The 17,307-nt window shown below is 64.1% G+C and carries 14 protein-coding genes; 4 read left to right on the plus strand and 10 right to left on the minus strand.

What is annotated here, in order from left to right:
- Positions 1-6: 6 nt before the first annotated feature.
- Together ACWYRN_RS16745 and ACWYRN_RS16750 are read right to left on the minus strand one after the other, a co-directional pair.
- Entirely contained in the window at positions 7-567 is a 561-nt protein-coding gene (locus ACWYRN_RS16745) for a DUF934 domain-containing protein (RefSeq protein WP_488688709.1), read from the minus strand.
- On the minus strand, positions 560-2,245 hold the full coding sequence (locus ACWYRN_RS16750; protein ID WP_488688710.1) for a nitrite/sulfite reductase: 1,686 nt from the start codon (positions 2,243-2,245) through the stop codon (positions 560-562). The genes ACWYRN_RS16745 and ACWYRN_RS16750 overlap by 8 nt, the downstream gene beginning before the upstream one ends.
- 170 nt (positions 2,246-2,415) lie before the next feature.
- On the opposite strand from ACWYRN_RS16750, the gene ACWYRN_RS16755 reads away from it, so the two are divergent.
- Both ACWYRN_RS16755 and ACWYRN_RS16760 read left to right on the plus strand, forming a co-directional pair.
- Positions 2,416-3,354: a CysB family HTH-type transcriptional regulator gene (locus ACWYRN_RS16755; protein WP_488688711.1), complete on the plus strand. Its 939-nt coding sequence runs from the start codon at positions 2,416-2,418 to the stop codon at positions 3,352-3,354.
- A gap of 5 nt (positions 3,355-3,359) precedes the next feature.
- A complete protein-coding gene (locus tag ACWYRN_RS16760) occupies positions 3,360-4,004 on the plus strand; it encodes a class I SAM-dependent methyltransferase (protein ID WP_488688712.1) in 645 nt (214 codons plus the stop codon).
- Between the two features lie 218 nt (positions 4,005-4,222).
- Here the strand turns inward: ACWYRN_RS16760 and ACWYRN_RS16765 are convergent, their stop codons facing one another.
- The 4 genes from ACWYRN_RS16765 to ACWYRN_RS16780 form a co-directional block, all read right to left on the minus strand.
- Positions 4,223-5,236 carry a porin gene (locus ACWYRN_RS16765; RefSeq protein ID WP_229438853.1) on the minus strand — a complete coding sequence of 338 codons (1,014 nt, stop codon included), beginning with the start codon at positions 5,234-5,236 and terminating at the stop codon, positions 4,223-4,225.
- A gap of 130 nt (positions 5,237-5,366) precedes the next feature.
- On the minus strand, positions 5,367-6,521 hold the full coding sequence (locus tag ACWYRN_RS16770) for a PAS domain-containing sensor histidine kinase (protein ID WP_488688713.1): 1,155 nt from the start codon (positions 6,519-6,521) through the stop codon (positions 5,367-5,369).
- A 216-nt stretch (positions 6,522-6,737) separates the two neighbouring features.
- The gene (locus ACWYRN_RS16775) at positions 6,738-7,499 is read right to left on the minus strand and encodes a LytR/AlgR family response regulator transcription factor (RefSeq protein WP_229438855.1); all 762 of its coding nucleotides are present in this window, start codon (positions 7,497-7,499) and stop codon (positions 6,738-6,740) included.
- Positions 7,500-7,576: 77 nt separating this feature from the next.
- Positions 7,577-8,839, minus strand: coding sequence for a sensor histidine kinase (locus ACWYRN_RS16780; RefSeq protein WP_488692831.1), 1,263 nt, complete (start codon positions 8,837-8,839; stop codon positions 7,577-7,579).
- Between the two features lie 323 nt (positions 8,840-9,162).
- Here ACWYRN_RS16780 and ACWYRN_RS16785 point away from each other — a divergent pair, with 323 nt between their 5' ends.
- Positions 9,163-10,098, plus strand: a complete 936-nt coding sequence (locus ACWYRN_RS16785; protein ID WP_488692832.1) for an exopolyphosphatase — start codon at positions 9,163-9,165, stop codon at positions 10,096-10,098.
- 324 nt (positions 10,099-10,422) lie between these two features.
- Here ACWYRN_RS16785 and ACWYRN_RS16790 read toward each other — a convergent pair whose 3' ends face one another.
- From ACWYRN_RS16790 to ACWYRN_RS16800, 3 genes are all read right to left on the minus strand, one after another.
- Positions 10,423-12,825: a sensor domain-containing protein gene (locus tag ACWYRN_RS16790; RefSeq protein ID WP_488688714.1), complete on the minus strand. Its 2,403-nt coding sequence runs from the start codon at positions 12,823-12,825 to the stop codon at positions 10,423-10,425.
- A 142-nt stretch (positions 12,826-12,967) separates the two neighbouring features.
- A complete protein-coding gene (locus ACWYRN_RS16795) occupies positions 12,968-14,233 on the minus strand; it encodes a nitronate monooxygenase (protein ID WP_488688715.1) in 1,266 nt (421 codons plus the stop codon).
- A gap of 163 nt (positions 14,234-14,396) precedes the next feature.
- Positions 14,397-14,882 (minus strand): YajQ family cyclic di-GMP-binding protein, encoded by a 486-nt coding sequence (locus ACWYRN_RS16800; RefSeq protein ID WP_229439434.1) that lies wholly within the window; start codon positions 14,880-14,882, stop codon positions 14,397-14,399.
- A 137-nt stretch (positions 14,883-15,019) separates the two neighbouring features.
- Between ACWYRN_RS16800 and murB the strand changes: the two genes are divergently transcribed.
- Positions 15,020-16,048 (plus strand): UDP-N-acetylmuramate dehydrogenase, encoded by a 1,029-nt coding sequence (murB, locus tag ACWYRN_RS16805; RefSeq protein WP_488688716.1) that lies wholly within the window; start codon positions 15,020-15,022, stop codon positions 16,046-16,048.
- Between the two features lie 161 nt (positions 16,049-16,209).
- Here murB and ACWYRN_RS16810 read toward each other — a convergent pair whose 3' ends face one another.
- Positions 16,210-17,199 carry a GGDEF domain-containing protein gene (locus ACWYRN_RS16810; protein ID WP_488688717.1) on the minus strand — a complete coding sequence of 330 codons (990 nt, stop codon included), beginning with the start codon at positions 17,197-17,199 and terminating at the stop codon, positions 16,210-16,212.
- Positions 17,200-17,307: the final 108 nt, after the last annotated feature.

Raw genomic sequence — 17,307 nt, forward strand, 5'->3', positions numbered from 1 at the left:
CTGTCCTTAGATGCCCGCACCAATGTCGGTGTGCTCGGGCTTGGCGTCGCGCTCGGCGCGGCGGAACAGCGGCAGCGGCTGGTCGACCGAGGCCTGGTAGGTTTCCGAGAACACGGTCAAGCCCTTCAGTGCGTCGTGGATCGAGCGGTCCTGGCGCGTGGCATAGGCATTGAAGCCGACACGCGACATCGAGAACAATTGATCGCGCAGCACGTCGCCGATGGCGCGCAGTTCGCCGGTATAGCCCAGGCGCTTGCGCACGTTGTAGGCGATCGAATAGCCGCGGCCATCGGAGAATTTCGGGAAGTCCACCGCGATCACGGCGAAGCGGTCGGCATCGCCCTTCAGCGCTTCGAAACGCTCGTCGGCGGCGATCCACACGCCGAGCTCCGCGCGCTGCGACAGGGTTTCCTTCTGCGCCAGCCAGACCGTCAGCGGGACAATGACCTTGCCTTCAGGGACGACAACCGCGTCAAGCGCCTCGTTTTCTTCGAGGCGCAGCACGCGCCAGTCGTCGGCCACGACTTCACGGCCGCGAATAATATGTTCGTGAACTACTTCAAGCATGGTCTTCCCCAACCAGTTCGCCCGCCGGGATCGGCGTGGCATACACGTGTTCCTTGAATGGTGCCAGCCCCAAGCGCTGCGCGGTGTCGACGAAGCGCTCGTCTTCGAAGCGGTTCTGCACGTACACATTCAGCAGGCGGCCAATGACTTCCGGCATCTGGCCGGCCGAGAACGACGGGCCGATGATCTTGCCGATGGCCGCGTTGTTGCCCTGCGCGCCGCCGATCGACACCTGGTACCACTCGCTGCCGTCCTTGTCGACGCCGAGCACGCCGATCGAACCGACGTGGTGGTGGCCGCAGGCATTGATGCAGCCCGAGATGTTCAGCTCGATGTCGCCGATGTCGTGCTGGAAGTCGAGGTTGTCGAAGCGCTCGGCAATCGCCGCCGCAATCGGGATCGACTTGGCATTCGCCAGCGAGCAGAAGTCGCCGCCCGGGCAGGAAATGATGTCGGTCAGCAGGCCGATGTTCGGCGTCGCCAGGCCTTTCGACTTGGCCAGTTGCCAGACCTCGAACAAATCGCTTTGCTTCACATCGGCCAGCACCAGGTTCTGCTCGTGGGTCACGCGCAGTTCGCCAAAGCTGTACTTGTCGGCCAGGTCGGCCACGAAATCCATCTGTTCGGCGGTGGCGTCGCCCGGCGGCACGCCGGTTTTCTTCAGCGACAGCACGACCGCGGCATAGCCCGGCACCTTGTGCGGCTTGACGTTGCGGCCCAGCCAGTTGGCAAAGGCCTTGTTGTCGGCATGCGCGGCCAGCGGGTCGATGGCGTCCAGGGTTTCATACGGCGGCGCCACGAAATAGGCGGCCACGCGGTCGTATTCTTCCTGGCTCAGGGTTTCCGGGCCATCCTTCAGGTCTTGCCATTCTTCTTCGACCAGGCGCGAGAATTCCTCCACGCCCAGGGCCTTCAGCAGGATCTTGATGCGGGCCTTGTACTTGTTGTCGCGGCGGCCGTACGAGTTGTACACGCGCATTACGGCTTCGGTATAGGTGAGCAGGTGCTGCCACGGCAGGAAGTCGCGGATCACGCTGCCGATGATCGGGGTGCGGCCCATGCCGCCGCCGGCCATGAACTTGAAGCCGACTTCGCCCGCTTCGTTGCGGGTGAGCGTGAGGCCGATGTCGTGGATCGCAATCGCCGCGCGGTCTTCCACCGAACCATTGATCGCCACCTTGAACTTGCGCGGCAGGGCGATGAATTCGGGGTGGAAGGTGCTCCACTGGCGCAGGATCTCGGCGAAGGCGCGCGGGTCCATGATCTCATCGGCAGCCACGCCGGCGAACTCATCAGTGGTAATGTTGCGGATGCAGTTGCCCGACGTTTGAATCGCATGCATTTCCACGGACGCGAGGTCGGTCAGGATGTCCGGCGTCTGCTCCAGCTCGATCCAGTTGTACTGGATGTTCTGGCGCGTGGTGAAGTGGCCGTAACCGCGGTCGTACTTGCGCGCGATGTGGGCGAACATGCGCATCTGGCTTGTGGACAGCAGGCCGTAGGGCACGGCAACGCGCAACATGTAGGCATGGCGCTGCATGTACAGGCCGTTTTGCAGGCGCAGCGGCACGAATTCTTCTTCGGTCAGCTCGTCGTTCAGGCGGCGCGCCACCTGGTCGCGGTACTGCGCAATGCGCTCGCGCACGATGAGATGGTCGTATTTGTCGTAGCGGTACATAAAGATTTCCTGATGAGGAAGGGCCAGGCGGCCCTTTAGGCTAGATGGAATGGTAAGGGCGGCAGGCTTTATTCCAAACTACTGACAATTTATTTGCTTATATACGGTAGGGGTATAAGCATTCGCATAAAATAGCGGCTGGCGTTTTCACACATCAGACAACAACAGGAATGAACCTTCATCAATTGCGCTTCGTACGCGAAGCCGTGCGCCAGAACTACAACCTGACCGATGCGGCGAAGGCCTTGTTCACCTCACAGCCCGGGGTGTCGAAGGCCATCATCGAGCTCGAGGAAGAGCTGGGCGTCGACATCTTCACGCGCCACGGCAAGCGCATCCGCGGCCTGACGGAACCGGGCCGCCTGGTGCTGGCCTCGGTCGAGCTGATCATGCAGGAAATCGAAAGCCTGAAACGGATCGGCAAGGAATACGCGGCCCACGACAGCGGCAGCTTCACCATCGCCACCACCCACACGCAGGCGCGCTACATGCTGCCGAAGGTGGTGCAGGCCTTCATGGCCAAGTTCCCGAAGGTGCGCCTGTCGCTGCTGCAGGGCAACCCGAAGCAGATCGCCGACATGGTCAAGAATGGCCAGGCCGACCTGGCGATCGCCACCGAGTCGATCGCCGCCATCGATGGCCTGATCACCCTGCCGTGCTACCAGTGGGAACACGTGCTGGTGCTGCCGCCGGAACATGACCTGCTGCGCTCGAAGGCGGTGTCGCTGGAAGAAATCGCCACCTATCCCTTGATTACCTACGACGGCGCCTTTGCCGGCCGCAGCAAGATCGACCACGCCTTCAACCTGCGCGAACTGAAGCCGGACGTGCTGCTCGAAGCCATCGACGCCGACGTCATCAAGACCTATGTCGAGCTGGGCATGGGCGTGGGCATCATCGCCGGCATGGCGTTTGACGCCGAGCGCGACCGCAACCTGCGCGCGATTCCCGTCGGGCACTTGTTCGGCATGAACGTCTCGCGCGTGGCGGTGAAGCAGGGCGCCTACCTGCGCAGCTATATCTATACCTTCATCGAGCTGCTGGCCCCGAGCCTGAACCGCAAGATGGTCGAAGCCGCGATGCGCGGCGGCGAAAACTACGAACTGTAAACAACATGAGCACGACACTAGCCAAATACTATGCCCAGCTGGGCGACGCCGTCGAAGACATCTACCTCGAGCCCGACATGGACGAGGACATCGACGACATGAGCATCCACCTCGGCAATTTGCTGAGCGGGCACACCGTGCTGGAACTGGGCTGCGGCACCGGCTACTGGACCGAAGTCGTGGCGGAGTCGGCGACGTCGGTGCTGGCGCTGGACATCAACGCCAACCTGGTCGACATCGCCCGCGAACGCGGCATGCCGGCCGACAAGGTGAACTTCCGCGTGGCCGATGCGCTTGATTTGCCGGAAGACATCGGCAAGTTCTCGGCAGTCTTGGTCAGCTTCCTGTGGTCGCACCTGACCAAGGGCGAACAGGAAAAGCTGCTGGCCTCGTTGAAAAAGCGTCTTGGAAAAGATGTGCTGCTGGTGATCCTCGACGAATCCTTCGTCGAAGGCTTTAGCGAAACCACGGCGCGCACCGATGCCGAGGGCACGACCTGGGAAATCCAGACGCTCGACGGCGAGCGTTACGAGCTGCCGAAGAGCTACCCGTCGGACAGCGCCCTGCGCAAGCGCATCGGCAACGTCGGCAAGGAAATCAAGATCGAGCGCGTCGAGTTCTTCTGGATCCTAACCTGCCGCCTGAAATAAGGTAAACATGTAGGGTGGGCACTTGTGCCCACGCGGTACGACTGTTGAACGTCAAAATGCCTGTTTATGACAAAGGCCGATGATCATCGCATCTCTGCGAGATCATCGGCCTCGTTGTTTCAAGCTTCGCACCGCGTGGGCTCAAGAGCCCACCCTACGCGTATCGGGCCAGAGCCAACACGATAGCCCCGCGCATATCGGGCGGCGACACCGTCAACTTAGAACGTGTGACGAATACCCAGCGTGAAGGCGCTCGGATCGGTGCCCAGCGCAGTCGCGGCCGGGGTGATGCTCGGGGTCGATGCGGTCAGGCCGAACACGCCGCGGGCGTTGTTGCGCATGGTGCCGTAGGTCGTGTAGACGTTGGTGCGCTTCGACAGTGCGTAGCTGTAGGCCACGGCCCAGGCATTGCCCTTGGCGCCATTGTCGATTTCGTTGCGCTGCACGTTGGCGTAGAACTTGTTCGCGCCCGCGGTGTACACGCCGCCGACGTTGATCTGCTCGAACTTGTTGTTGTTGCCGGTCTGGTCGGCGACCAGGTAGTTACCCTTCAGGTCGAAGTCGCCGAACTTGAAGCCGGCGCCGAAGGCGTATTCCTTGTCGTCGCCGGTCGCCAGGCGCTCGTAGTTGTGGTAACCGGCGCCCAGGTACAGGCCGCCGTTCGCGTATTCCACGGCCACGCCCCACAGGTCGGCCGACGGATCGGTGGTGCGCTCGCCGGCCGAATAGGCCGCCAGGACGCTGAAGCCGCCCATCGGGTTGCTCTTGTAGTTGACCGAGTTGCTCAGGCGGCGGGTCATGCGGTTGGTGCCGAATGCCGAGAGGTTGCTGCCGTAGAAGCCCTGGCCGAAGGCGTCGGTGGCGGCGGCGACCGAGGCGATCGGGCTGTACTCGCGGCCCACGGTCACTTGGCCGAAGGCGCCTTGCAGGCCGACCACGGCGCGGCGGCCGAACAGGTCGGTATCGGCGGCGCCGGTATCGAGGCGTACGCCGGATTCGATGTTGAAGATGGCTTTCAGGCCATTGCCCAGATCTTCGGTGCCGCGGAAGCCGAGGCGGCTGCTCGACTGGTTGCCCGAGTTGACGACGGTACGGCGCGATTCGCCCGGCGCGTCGGTGTCTTCGACAGCGATGGCCGCATCCATGACGCCGTAGATGGTGACGTTGCTCTGCGCATGCGCGAACAGCGGGAGGGACGTGATCAGCGCTGCGGCCAGGGCTTTGTATTGCATGAAGATCTCCAATAAGGTTCGACGAAGGATTGAGTTAGCTTGCGGCAAACTCAAGGTCGAGCGAATCTTATCGGAACATTATGTCGATTTGATGACAGTGTTGTAAAAATAACGCATTGACAAAAACCGGCTAAACCGTATGCCCGCGAATCGGCAGCACGATGTCGATGCGGGTGCCGCCGCTGCCATTGTCGGGCCCGATGCTGATCTGTCCCTGCAGGCCCCAGACCCGTTCGCGCATCCCCACCAGGCCCAGGGACTCGGCCTTTTCCATGTCGGCATCGACGATGCCGCGGCCATCGTCGCGGATGGTCACCAGCAAATCGCCGTTGCTGCGGTAGAGCGTGAGCGTGACATGGGTTGCCTGTGCGTGGCGCGCCACATTGGTCAGCGCTTCCTGCACGATGCGGAAGATGGCGGTGCTGGCGCCGTCGTCGAGGCGCAGTTCGGCTTCGTCGGCCAGCAGCTCGCAGGCAATCCCGTGGCGCTCGACGAAATCGTCGCGCAGCCCTTGCAGTGCGAAATACAGGCCGCCTTCGTCGAGCGCGCGCGGACGCAGGTTGGTGGCGATGCGGCGCAGCGAGGCGATCGCGGTCAGCAGGTTGGCATCCATGCCGCTGATCAGGCGCGCCGCGTCCTCGGCGTTGCCGCAGGCTTCGCGCAGCAGGGTCAGGTCCATGCGCAGCGAGGCCAGCAACTGGCCGAGGTCGTCGTGCAGTTCGCGCGCGATATGGGTGCGCTCTTCCTCGCGGATAGTCTGCAGGGCCGCCGACAGCTGGCGCAGCTGGTCGTGCGAGCGCGCCAGCTTCTGCTGCACGCGCTGGCGCTCGGACACGTCGCGCAGGATGATGGTATACAGGGTGACGCCGTCCTGGAAGGCGTCGGTGATCGAGCCTTCGATGGGGAAGGTGCCGCCAGCGCGGATACCGACCGCGGCGTAGTCGGTGGAACGGCGCCCGGCGCGCCCGCCCTGGAAGTGGTCGAGCGGACTATGGCCGGCGTCGGCCGGGGCACGGATGAAGCGCGCCAGCGGCTGGCCCAGCATCTGCGCCACGCTCACGCCGAACATGGCCGCCGCCGCCGGGTTGGCCAGCACCACGCGGCTGAATTCGTCGGCCGAGATGATGGCTTCGCCGGCATTGTCGACGATGCGGCGGCTGTGCTGGGACGGCGCATCGCCGTGGCTGTCGGTGTTCAAGCGGGCAACCATGTGCCCGCCGAGCAGGCCGAGCGCGAAGAGTGCCGCGCCGCGCCCGCGCCGGCGCGGGTTGCGCTGTAGAGTCATGGAAAGTCCTGCGTCCGAGATGAAGCGAAGCGGTCCGCGGCGCGGACCAATCGCTACGATACGGCGCGAACCGATGGGCAGGTTTGAGGGGCGACAAGCACGCGGGGAGGGCGTGGGGGCGGAACATGGTGGGTACAAGTACCCACCCTACGAAAGCCAACGGTAGGGTGGGTCGGTCCGCGTGCGGCTCGAACCCACCGTGCCAAGCTGACACCTTTACATCTGCTTGAACAGATGCAGGAAACTGCGGCTCACTTCCAGCTTCTCCGGCCGCCCCTTGATCAGCACCAGGTGCCGCCCGCGGATATCGCGCGTCACGCCTTCGATCGCATTCACGTTCACTAGCGTGGCGCGGTGGATTTGCCAGAACAGCGAGGGGTCGAGCTCGTCGGCCAGGTCGCGCACGGGTTTGCGGATCAGGGCCTCGAACTTCTCGGTCTGGACGCAGGTATATTTTTCGTCGGAACGGAAGAACAGGATTTCCTCGACCGGGATCATGCGCAGGTCCGAGCCGATGCTGGCCTGGATCCATTGCAGATGCTTGGGCTTGGGCGCCGCGATCTTTTCCGCCAGCTGCGACAGCATGGCCGTCACGCTGTCGTTGACCACCGCCCCCGGCTTGTCGAGGCGCGCCTTCAGGCGCTCGACGGTCACCTTCAGGCGCTCGGGCTCGGACGGTTTCAGCACGTAGTCCACCGCGCCGCGCTCGAAGGCCTCGACCGCATACTGGTCGTAGGCGGTCACGAACACGATCTGGCTGCGGTCGCCGATCTCGGCCGCCGCTTCCATGCCGGTCTTGCCCGGCATGCGGATGTCGAGGAAAGTCAGGTCGGGCTTGAACTGGCCGACCAGCTCCACGGCTTCCTCGCCGTTCTTGGCCTCGCCCACGATGTCCAGTTCCGGCCACACCTGTTCCAGGCGCATGCGCAATTGGTCGCGCATCAGTCTTTCGTCGTCGGCAATGATTGCGGTAGGCATGGCGTGGTCCGGTCGGTGAGGGAAGAGAGTGACAATTATTCAAGAAAACAGCGCGGCAGGCAAGGTATCCGGCCTGCTTATCTGGACACCTCGTAAGGCACCTCGACCATGGCGATCACGCCGGTCGGGCTGTTCGAGGCGATGTGCAATTGCCCCGCGTCGCCGTGCAGCAGGCGCAGGCGTTCGCGGATGGTCGGCAGGCCCAGGCCGGTGCCATTGCTCGGCACCACGCCAAAGCCCACGCCATCGTCGGTCACGGTCAAGCGCAGCTTGCCGTCGGCCACGTCGGCCACGATCTTCAGGGTGCCGCCTTCGGGCTTGCATTCCAGGCCGTGCTTGATCGCATTCTCGACCATGGATTGCAGCATCATCGGCGGGAAGGCGGCGTTGCGCAGGCCCTCGGGAATCTGCATGTCCACCGTCAGCCGTTCTTCCATGCGCATCTTGAGCAGGTTCAGGTAGGCGCTGACCATGTCGACCTCGCGCCCGAGGTTGGTGACCAGGATGTTGTCGCGCATCTGAGGCAGCACGGCGCGCAGGTACTGGATCAGGCTGCGCTGCATGGCCGAGGCGCGCGGCGGGTTGGTTTCGATCAGGTGCTCGACCGAGGCCAGGGTGTTGAACAGGAAATGCGGTTCCACTTGCGCCTGCATCATCTGCATCCTGGTTTCGGAGAGCTGGCGCTGCATCGATTCGCGCTCGGCAGCGGCATTCGCGGTGCGGGTCTGCAGTTCCGCGCGCTTCTTGCCGCCAACCAGGGCCTTGGTGCCGAACAGGGCCAGCACCAGCAGCCAGACGAAACTCGTGAACCAGGTCGAGGCCTGCTTGTGATAACGCGACACCCTGGCCTCGGCCGCATCGTCGACCGCGCCTTCGATCGCCACCGACAACTCCTCGGCGATCTGCGGCGGCAGTTCGATGTGGACTGAGTCGCCGCTCGGGTGCACGCCTTTCGGCAGGCTGAGTTCGGGAGCAGCCGGCGCGGCGGGTGTGCCGGGGGCTGCGGGCGCCGCCGGGGCGCCAGGCGGGGCGGGCGGGGCCGGGGGCGCGCCGGGCGCGGCCGGCGGATTCTTGTTGCGCGAATTGAAGCGGATGCCGCTGTCGTCGATGGTGATGCTGGCCCGCTCCTTGCGCTCGCCGCGTTCCAGGCGCGGCTCTTCGTCGCTGCCGGAAAACAGCTCTTCCTGCAAGATGGTGCCGGCGATCAGCATCAGCGCGGCGAACAGGAAAAACTTCCACCACGACAGTTGCGTCACCCAGGTGGCCACGCTGTCGAAGGCGCGGTACAGCCACGACAAGGTGCCGGAAAAGTAGTAATGGGCAGAGCTGCGCGCTTGCATGGTCAGGTGTTTGTCAGGTGTCATTGCGGGTGCGAGTGTACCGCGTTGCCGCCGCCCGGTGACGAAAAAGTGATGCCTGGAATACATCGCCGCCGGTCTCGCTGTGTTGGAATGACACAACTCTAGCGCCAGGATGCTCACCCCGCACGCGCTGTGCGACAGCCTGCACAAAGCGGGCAACAGGCTGCATGCAGACGCCTGCCGCGGCGTTGTAAGTTGCCGAATATACACACAAAAGCTGTCCATCGGAAATTTTGCGCGGTATGATGAATTCACTTCCTGGCCGCGCCAGCCCATGATCCGTTCGATGAAAGGGTATGCCGATGTCTGCCGTTCCTGCTCGATTCCGTCTCGTCACCCGCAGCGATTTCGATGGCCTGGTCTGCGCCGTCCTCCTGAGACACCTGGACCTGATCGACGACATCCTGTTCGTCCACCCCAAGGACATGCAGGACGGGAAGATCGCCATCACCAGCCGCGATATCACCACCAATTTGCCGTATGTGGCCGGCGCGCACCTGGTGTTCGACCACCACCTGTCGGAAACGATGCGCAATACCGGACTGCGCGCCAACCACGTGATCCAGCCGAACGCCCCCTCGGCCGCGCGCGTGGTCTGGGACCATTACGGCGGCGCTGCCTTCCCGGCCAGCTGGGCCGAGATGATGACGGCGGTCGACAAGGCCGACGCAGCGCGCTTTACCCGCAGCGAGGTACTGGAGCCGAGCGGCTGGAACCTGCTCAACTTCCTGATGGACGCGCGCACCGGGCTGGGGCGCTTCCACGACTTCCGCATTTCCAACTACCAGCTGATGATGGCGCTGATCGACGCCTGCCGCACCTTGAACATCGACCAGATCATGGCGCTGGCCGACGTGCAGGAGCGGACCCGGCTGTATTTCGAACACAGCGAGCGCTGCAAGGAACAGATCCGCCGCTGCGCGCGGGTCGAGCGCAACCTGGTGGTGCTGGACTTGCGTAATGAAGAAACGATCTATGCGGGGAACCGCTTCATCATCTATGCGCTGTTCCCGGAAACGAACATCTCGATCCACGTGCTGTGGGGATTGAAGAACCAGAATACGGTGTTCGCGACGGGCAAGTCGATCCTGAACCGGAGTTCGCAGACGAATATCGGGGCGCTGATGCTCGAATATGGCGGCGGCGGGCATGAGAATGCGGGGACCTGCCAGGTGGCGAACGAGATGGCGGAGGATGTGCTGGGGGCCTTGATTCATCGAATCACCAGCGAAGGTTGATTCGACTAGCGGCGATGTCCGTACGGTGGGCCGGGCCGCGCAAGGCACTCCGTGCCCACGCGGTTACGGGCGTGTGCTTTGATACGGAGCGGTGAATGTTCGCTCGCAGGCGCATGCGATAGACGGTAAGGTATCGATGCGTTTGGGTTGGCGTTACGAATCATTGCATACGCCAGCGAGCGAAGCGCACCCGCCAACGGAAGTGGAGTAACACGTAACCGCGTGGGCACTTCGGTGTAGAGCCCCCCGGGCTCTACACCCCCACCGTACGGGATACGCTGTGGCTGAAATCGCTTTCTCCGCAGCGCATCTGCAGCGTCAACATCACGCCGGCATCCGGTCCCGCACCAGCTCGCGCGCTGCCTCCGCCTCCATCGGCTCGCCCAGCCACGTCCCCTGCAAGCCCTCGCAGCCATGCGCCTTGAGAAACTCCATCTGCGAACGCGTTTCCACCGCTTCGCCGATCACCGGCATCTTGAGGTTGTGTCCGATATCGATGAGCGTGCGCGCCATGACGCTGCCTTCGCGCGCATCGTCGTCGGCAATTGCGTGCACGGCCTGCTTCGACAGTTTCAGCTGCCCCACCGACAGTTCGCGCAAAAAGCCGAGGTCGCTCATGCCGTGCCCGAACTCGTCCACCGACAGCGTCAGCCCGAGTTCGCGCAGCTGCGCCGCCAGGTCGCGCACCTGGCCCGGGTTGCGGATTAGCGCTTCCTCGCGCAATTCGATCTGCAGGCTGTCCGGCGCCAGCCCATGCGCGGCCAGGCGCCGGGCGATATTCGCGACGAAATCCTGCTGCACGTATTCACGCGCCGAGACGTTCACCGATACCGGCACCCCGGTCACGCCGAGCTCCTTCAATTCGTGCAGGAAAGCGCAGGCCTGGTCCAGCACCCAGGCGCCGAACTGGACGATGCGGCCGTTCTCCTCGGCTTCCAGCAAAAAAGCCGACGGCAGCAGCACACCGCGCTCGGGATGGCGCCAGCGCAACAGCGCCTCGAAGCTCTTCACGCTGCCGCTGCGGGCGTCGATGCAGGGCTGGTACAGCATGAAGAGCTCGCCGCGCTCAATGGCCTGCGCCATGCCGGCGTCGAGCTGCTGGCGCGCGTCGGTGGTCGACTTCATGTCGTTGGAAAAGAAATAGATCTCGTTGCGGCCGGTGGCCTTGGCGTGGTACATCGCCACGTCGGCCGAGCGCACCAGCTCGGCCGCGGTGTGGCCGTCGTGCGGATATACCGACACCCCGAGGCTGGCGCCGACCGCGATTTCCTTGTGCATGAACGAGACCGGCTGGGTCAGGCCCTGGCGCAGGCGCTCGATCATGCGCAGGGTGAAGCGCAGCGAGGGCTGGTTGACCAGCACCAGCACGAATTCGTCGCCGGACAGGCGCGCTACGGTATCGCTGTCGCGCACCGAGGCCAGCAGGCGCTTGGCCACGACCTTCAGCACCACGTCGCCGGCTTCGTGGCCATGGGTGTCGTTGATGGTCTTGAAGTTGTTCAGGTCGATCAGCACGATGGCCACCAGCGACTTCTGGCGCTGGGCCAGGTGCAGGGCCTGTTCCAGGCGGTCCCACAACAGATTGCGGTTGGCCAGGCCGGTGAGGGCATCGTGGTTTACCTCGTGTTCGAGGTGGGCGGTACGCTGCCTGCTGGCGGTGACGTCCATGATGACGCCGATGAAGTGGCAGGACTGGCCGTGTTCGTCGAGCACCGGGGTGATGCTCAGGTCGTTCCAGAACAGCTCGCCATTCTTGCGCATGTTGCGAAACACCACGTTGATCGGGCGCCGCGCGGCAATGGCGTCGCGCACTTGGGCGCGTTCGTTGGTGTCCATGCCGGGCGCCGCCATGAAACGCGAGTCGCGCCCGATGACTTCGGCTGCCGGATAGCCGGTGATGCGCTCGAAGGCCGGGTTCACGTATTCGATCGGGCAATCGTTGCCGTCGATGCGGGCGATGACGATGCCGTTGCTGGCCGCGTGCAGGGCTCGCTCGCGCAGGCGCAACTGGTGCTCCTGGGCGCGGCGCCGGGTCAGGTCGAGCCCCATGCCGAACAGGTATTCGCCGCCATTGCAGGCGACGCGCGAGCCGCACAGCAGTACCGGTGTAACGCGTCCGCTGCGCGAGGTGAAGTCGGCTTCGATCTCGATTTCCTCGTTGTCCTCGAATACGCGGCGGATGCTTTCCGCGATGAGCGGCCGGGTCTTGAGGTCGAACAGTTCGACGGCGTTGGTGGCCGCGAGTTCGTCGGGCATCATTTCAGTGATGCGCTCGTGGTTGCGGTTCCAGAGTACGTAGCGGCCCTCGCGGTTGATCGCATAGAAAGTGCCGGGCAGGGTGTCGACGATGGTGGCCAGCGGCGCGCGCCCGACCTGCACCGCCTCGGGCGTGGAATCGTCGTGCACGTTGTCGATGGCTGCGACCCAGTAGTGGACGGCGCCGTCGGCCCCGGCCTGGGGCGAGAGCGCGAGCTGGGCATATACATCCTTGCCGGCCGCATGGCGCAGCACGACCTTGTTGGTGCGCCCGTGGTCGGCCACCATGCCACGCCAGCGCTCGGCCTTGTCCTCGATCGTAACGCCGACCAGCAGGGCTCCAACGGGTTGCCCGATTGCATCAAACGACTTGAAGCCGAGCAGGCGTTGGCAACTGTCGTTCCAGGTCATGATGATGCCGGTCTCGTCGACGAGAAAGGCCGCATTCGCGGTCGGAAGGGACATGAACATGCTGGGCGCCTTTGATCGAAGGAGACCTTAGTTGGACTCGTCAAGTCCGCTTGCGTTCCCGAAGTTCCTCTGGCCGAGCACAAATAAAAAAAGCCACGGCTGACCGTGGCTATTCTAAACCTGTATTTACCCGAAATGGGTATTATGCGGCTGCGCTTTCCTGCTTTTCCGGCAGCGCCACCTGGTCGTCCACGCTGAACTGGTAGTCCTTGAACACGTGCTCGGCAGACAGGATCTGGTAGGAGCCGTCGGCCAGCTTGTGGGTCGTGTCCTTCAGGCGGTAGGTGTAGTGCCCGCAGGTCCAGCAGTTGTAGTTGCGCATGTGCGTGCACAGGCAGGTCTTGTCCATCACCGGCGGATTTTTCACGTCCGGATTGGCCAGTACTTCGCGGTTGTACGAATTGATGTAGGCGCAATTGCCGGTCGCGTCCAGCAGGTAGCCGTAGGATTCGCAGCCCGGGCGGATGCCGGAACCGATCGCCGGCGTGCTCTTCAGCATGCGCATCGGGTAGCCGGTCGGCGAGATGCCGTTGACGATGATGTCTTCCTCGCTGGCGCGGAAGTATTCCTGCTTCACGCTGTCGGGCATGCCGCACTCGTGGGTCACGGTGAAGCGGGTCGCCACCTGCACGCCGCCCACGCCTTTTTCCAGGAAGCGCACGGCGTCGGAGCCGGTGAACACGCCGCCGGCCGCGATCAGCGGGATATCGATGTTCTCCGCGCGCATGTAGGCGAGGATCTCATCGATGATGGTGTGCAGGTCGTATTCCTTCCAGTCGAAGCCGAAGCCCAGGTGGCCGCCGGCCAGGGGACCCTCGACGATGATGAAATCGGGCGGGCGGTTCAGCTTGGCAACCTTGCGCAGGAACAGCTGCAGTGCGCGCACCGAGGACACGATGATGCCCAGCTTGGCTTCGCGGAAGCGCGGGTGGTCCTTGATCAGCTCGAAGGAACCCAGGTGCAGGCCGGCCGACATGGTGATGCCGTCGATGCCGGCGTCGAGCGCCGAGGCCAGGCGGGTGCGCAGGGTTTCCTTCGGCGCATTCATGGTCAGCTTTTCCATGACGTTCACGAAGATCAGGCCATCCCCCTTTTTCGCTGCCATGGTGGCGCCCACGTGCAGGCGGGTCGCCTCGGCCAGGCGCTCGAGGTCGAACTGCACCACGGCCTTGTCCATGTTGTTGATGTTGAACTTGTAGAGCTTGGTCTTGTCCTTGACGAAGGTGGTATCGAACTTGCGGTCCGACACGTCCTGCACCATGGCGTCCGAGATGTGGCCGATGCCGCCGAGGCGGGCTGCTTCCAGCGCCAGCTCGGAGGTCGAGATGTCCACGCCCATCCCGCCGATCATGATGGGCACATATTCCTTGTTGCCCAGACGCAGGCGGAAATCATCTACACGTTTCATTGCTATCCTTAACACTACCGAATGTGCGCTCGTTCAATCTGGCGACGCCAAATCCGGAACGAGTTTATGCGGCCTCAATTCTACCCCAGCTCATTGTGGGTGAGGCGTATGAAAGGACTGCGGCGCCGACCTGGCCGCAGTCCCGCTGCTGTCGGGCGACCGCTCAGTCGCGGAAGTTGTTGAACGCCAGCGGCAGGTCTTGCACGTCCTTGCGCAGCAGGGCGATGGCTTCCTGCAGGATGTCGCGGTCCTTGCCGGTCACGCGCACGGCCTCGCCCTGGATGCTGGCTTGCACCTTCATCTTGCTTTCCTTGATCAGCTTGGTGATCTTCTTGGCGTCTTCGGACTCGATGCCGTTGCGCACCTTGATCACCTGCTTGACCTTGTCGCCGCCGATTTTCTCGACCTTCTGCTCGTCGAGGAAACGCACGTCGACCTTGCGCTTGCTCATTTTATTGATGAGCACATCGCGTACCTGGCCGAGCTGGAAGTCGGAGTCGGCGAACAGCGTCAGTTCGCGTTCCTTCTGCTCGACCTTGGCCGAGCTGCCCTTGAAGTCGAAGCGGGTGGTGATTTCCTTGTTCGATTGCTCGACGGCGTTCTTGACTTCGACCATGTCTGCTTCGCAGACCACATCAAACGATGGCATGGTGTTTTCCTTATAGCTGCTGTATTTGTAAGTGGCGGTATTTTAACGGACAAGCCCCTGTGCGAGGATGGTTTTTGCCTTGGCGCAGCACCTTGGCTCTATAATTCCCCCGATTCCAGCCTCGTCCACCAGCGCTCATGCCGCCCATTCTCTCCATCGAACACGACGTTTCCCTCCAGCCTTTCAACACCTTCGGCCTGCCGGCCCGGGCACGCCACTACCTGCGCATCACCGATCCGGCCCAGCTCGATAGCCTGCGCACCGATGCCGCCACCGCCGGCCTGCCGCGCTTCGTGCTCGGCGGCGGCAGCAATGTCCTGCTCACGCGCGACGTCGCGGCGCTGGTGCTGCACATGGCGATTCCCGGGCGCGCGATCGCCGGCGAAGAGAACGGCGCCGTGCTGGTGCGCGCCGGCGCCGGCGAGAACTGGCATGGTTTTGTCGAATTCACCCTGGCGCAAGGGCTGGGCGGGCTGGAAAACCTGTCCCTGATCCCGGGCACCGTGGGCGCCGCGCCGATCCAGAACATCGGGGCCTATGGCCTGGAAATCAAGGATGTGTTCCATTCGCTCACCGCCTACGACCTGACGACGGGGACACAGCGCGTGCTGAACGCCGCCGATTGCCGCTTCGGCTACCGCGACAGCATTTTCAAGCATGCCGATGGGGCCAGCCTGGTGGTGCTGGACGTGACCTTTGCCCTGCCGCGCGCCTGGCAGCCGAACCTGCGCTACGCCGAACTGGCGAATGCGCTGCGGGAGGCGGGCATTGCCGAGCCGACGCCCCGGCAGGTGAGCGAAACGGTGGTGGCGATCCGGCGCCGCAAGCTGCCCGATCCTGCGCTGATCGGGAATGCGGGCAGCTTCTTCAAGAATCCGGTGGTCACAAGCGAGCAGTGCGCGGCGCTGCTGGCGCGCTTTCCGCAACTGGTGCACCACGCGCAGGCGGACGGGAGCGAGAAGCTGGCGGCCGGCTGGCTGATCGACCAGTGCGGCTGGAAAGGGCGCAGCATGGGCGCGGCCGGGGTGTATCCGAAGCAGGCGCTGGTGCTGGTGAATAATGGCGGGGCGAGCGGTGCGGAAGTGCTGGCGCTGGCCAGGGCGATCCAGGCGGATGTGCTGGAGAAGTTCGGGGTGGCGCTGGAGCCGGAGCCGGTGTTCGTTTGATGTTGTAGGGTGGGCACTTGTGCCCACGCGGTACTACAATTGATCAGTCGAACATGACGCGGAGAGCCGATCCGCACGCATTCGTGCCCCGTTGCACAGATTGGCAATATCCAGGCGCCGTACCGCGTGGGCACCAGTGCCCACCCTACGACCTCATTACATCAGCCGCGCAGCGCCATCACCCGGTTGCGCCCGCGCGCCTTGGCCGCTTCCAGCGCCTCGTCCGCACGTTCCAGCAGCGTTTCCAGCCCGGCATCCTCGGCCGGCACGCTCGACGCCACGCCGATCGACATCGTCACCACGCGCCGCTCCGGCGCCGGATGCGACAGCGCCAGGCGTTCGAGCGAGGCGCGGCAGGCTTCGGCTACGCGCACCGCGCCGTCCAGGCTGGTATCGGGCAGCATGATCGCAAACGCCTTGCCGCTGTAGCGCGCCGCCAGGTCGGACGGGCGCTTCAGTTGCCCGACCAGCAGGCCGGCCAGCTTCTTCAGACACAAGTCCCCGGCATCCTGGCCCAGGCGCTCGTTGAACTGGTCGAAATGGTCGACGTCGCAGACCAGCACCGACAGCGGCTGGCCATTGCGGCGCGCGCGCTGCCATTCGTTCTGGGCCACGTGGTCGAAGCGGCTGCGGCTGGCCACGCCGGTCAGGGCGTCGAGCCCGGCGAGCTGCTCGATCTCGACCTGGGCGCGGGCCAGGGTCGCCTCGCTCGCACGCAGGCGGCAGACGGCGGCGTCGCGCTGCTGGCGCGCCAGGTGGGCGTCGGCGTGGTAGCGCACGCGCGCCAGCAATTCGGTGCGCGCCGGCAGGTGCGCCAGGTAATCGGTGGCGCCGGCGGCAAAGGCCGCTTCCCGTGCCGCCGCCTCGGCCTGCGGCGCGATCACCAGCAGCGGCACCTCCTTCAGCACGTCGCTCTTGCGGCAGACGTGGACGAAGCCGCCGCCATCCTCGTATCCGTGCAGGGCCTGCAGCACCACCGACGGCGCCAGCACGGCGGCGCGCTCGCGTGCCTCGGACTGGTCGGCCTGGTGCAGTTCGACGCCGTCGACGCCCGACAGGGTTTCGGCCAGGGCGGCGGCAACGGGCGATGCGCTGCCGACCAGCAGCACGCGGCAGGGGAGACTGGAGGGGAACTCGCTGTCGGATATCATCGATGGAGAAGGGTTGATCGGAAGACGCCCATTTTACCCTGCGGCATTGACATTTGGTTTGCAAGTCGACGCCGGCGTCGGTTCGGCCCAACAGTGCGCAGGCGCGCG

The sequence above is a fragment of the Massilia sp. BAP21 genome (assembly GCF_057801335.1).

What these genes read in the sequence shown, in the direction of transcription:
- ACWYRN_RS16795 (WP_488688715.1), bottom strand. Translation starts at nt 14,233, where the DNA reads ATGAAACGTGTAGATGATTTCCGCCTGCGTCTGGGCAACAAGGAATAT.
- ACWYRN_RS16810 (WP_488688717.1), bottom strand. Translation starts at nt 17,199, where the DNA reads ATGATATCCGACAGCGAGTTCCCCTCCAGTCTCCCCTGCCGCGTGCTG.
- ACWYRN_RS16750 (WP_488688710.1), bottom strand. Translation starts at nt 2,245, where the DNA reads ATGTACCGCTACGACAAATACGACCATCTCATCGTGCGCGAGCGCATT.
- ACWYRN_RS16780 (WP_488692831.1), bottom strand. Translation starts at nt 8,839, where the DNA reads ATGCAAGCGCGCAGCTCTGCCCATTACTACTTTTCCGGCACCTTGTCG.
- ACWYRN_RS16775 (WP_229438855.1), bottom strand. Translation starts at nt 7,499, where the DNA reads ATGCCTACCGCAATCATTGCCGACGACGAAAGACTGATGCGCGACCAA.
- ACWYRN_RS16790 (WP_488688714.1), bottom strand. Translation starts at nt 12,825, where the DNA reads ATGTTCATGTCCCTTCCGACCGCGAATGCGGCCTTTCTCGTCGACGAG.
- ACWYRN_RS16745 (WP_488688709.1), bottom strand. Translation starts at nt 567, where the DNA reads ATGCTTGAAGTAGTTCACGAACATATTATTCGCGGCCGTGAAGTCGTG.
- ACWYRN_RS16755 (WP_488688711.1), top strand. Translation starts at nt 2,416, where the DNA reads ATGAACCTTCATCAATTGCGCTTCGTACGCGAAGCCGTGCGCCAGAAC.
- ACWYRN_RS16785 (WP_488692832.1), top strand. Translation starts at nt 9,163, where the DNA reads ATGTCTGCCGTTCCTGCTCGATTCCGTCTCGTCACCCGCAGCGATTTC.
- ACWYRN_RS16760 (WP_488688712.1), top strand. Translation starts at nt 3,360, where the DNA reads ATGAGCACGACACTAGCCAAATACTATGCCCAGCTGGGCGACGCCGTC.
- ACWYRN_RS16770 (WP_488688713.1), bottom strand. Translation starts at nt 6,521, where the DNA reads ATGACTCTACAGCGCAACCCGCGCCGGCGCGGGCGCGGCGCGGCACTC.
- ACWYRN_RS16765 (WP_229438853.1), bottom strand. Translation starts at nt 5,236, where the DNA reads ATGCAATACAAAGCCCTGGCCGCAGCGCTGATCACGTCCCTCCCGCTG.
- ACWYRN_RS16800 (WP_229439434.1), bottom strand. Translation starts at nt 14,882, where the DNA reads ATGCCATCGTTTGATGTGGTCTGCGAAGCAGACATGGTCGAAGTCAAG.
- murB (WP_488688716.1), top strand. Translation starts at nt 15,020, where the DNA reads ATGCCGCCCATTCTCTCCATCGAACACGACGTTTCCCTCCAGCCTTTC.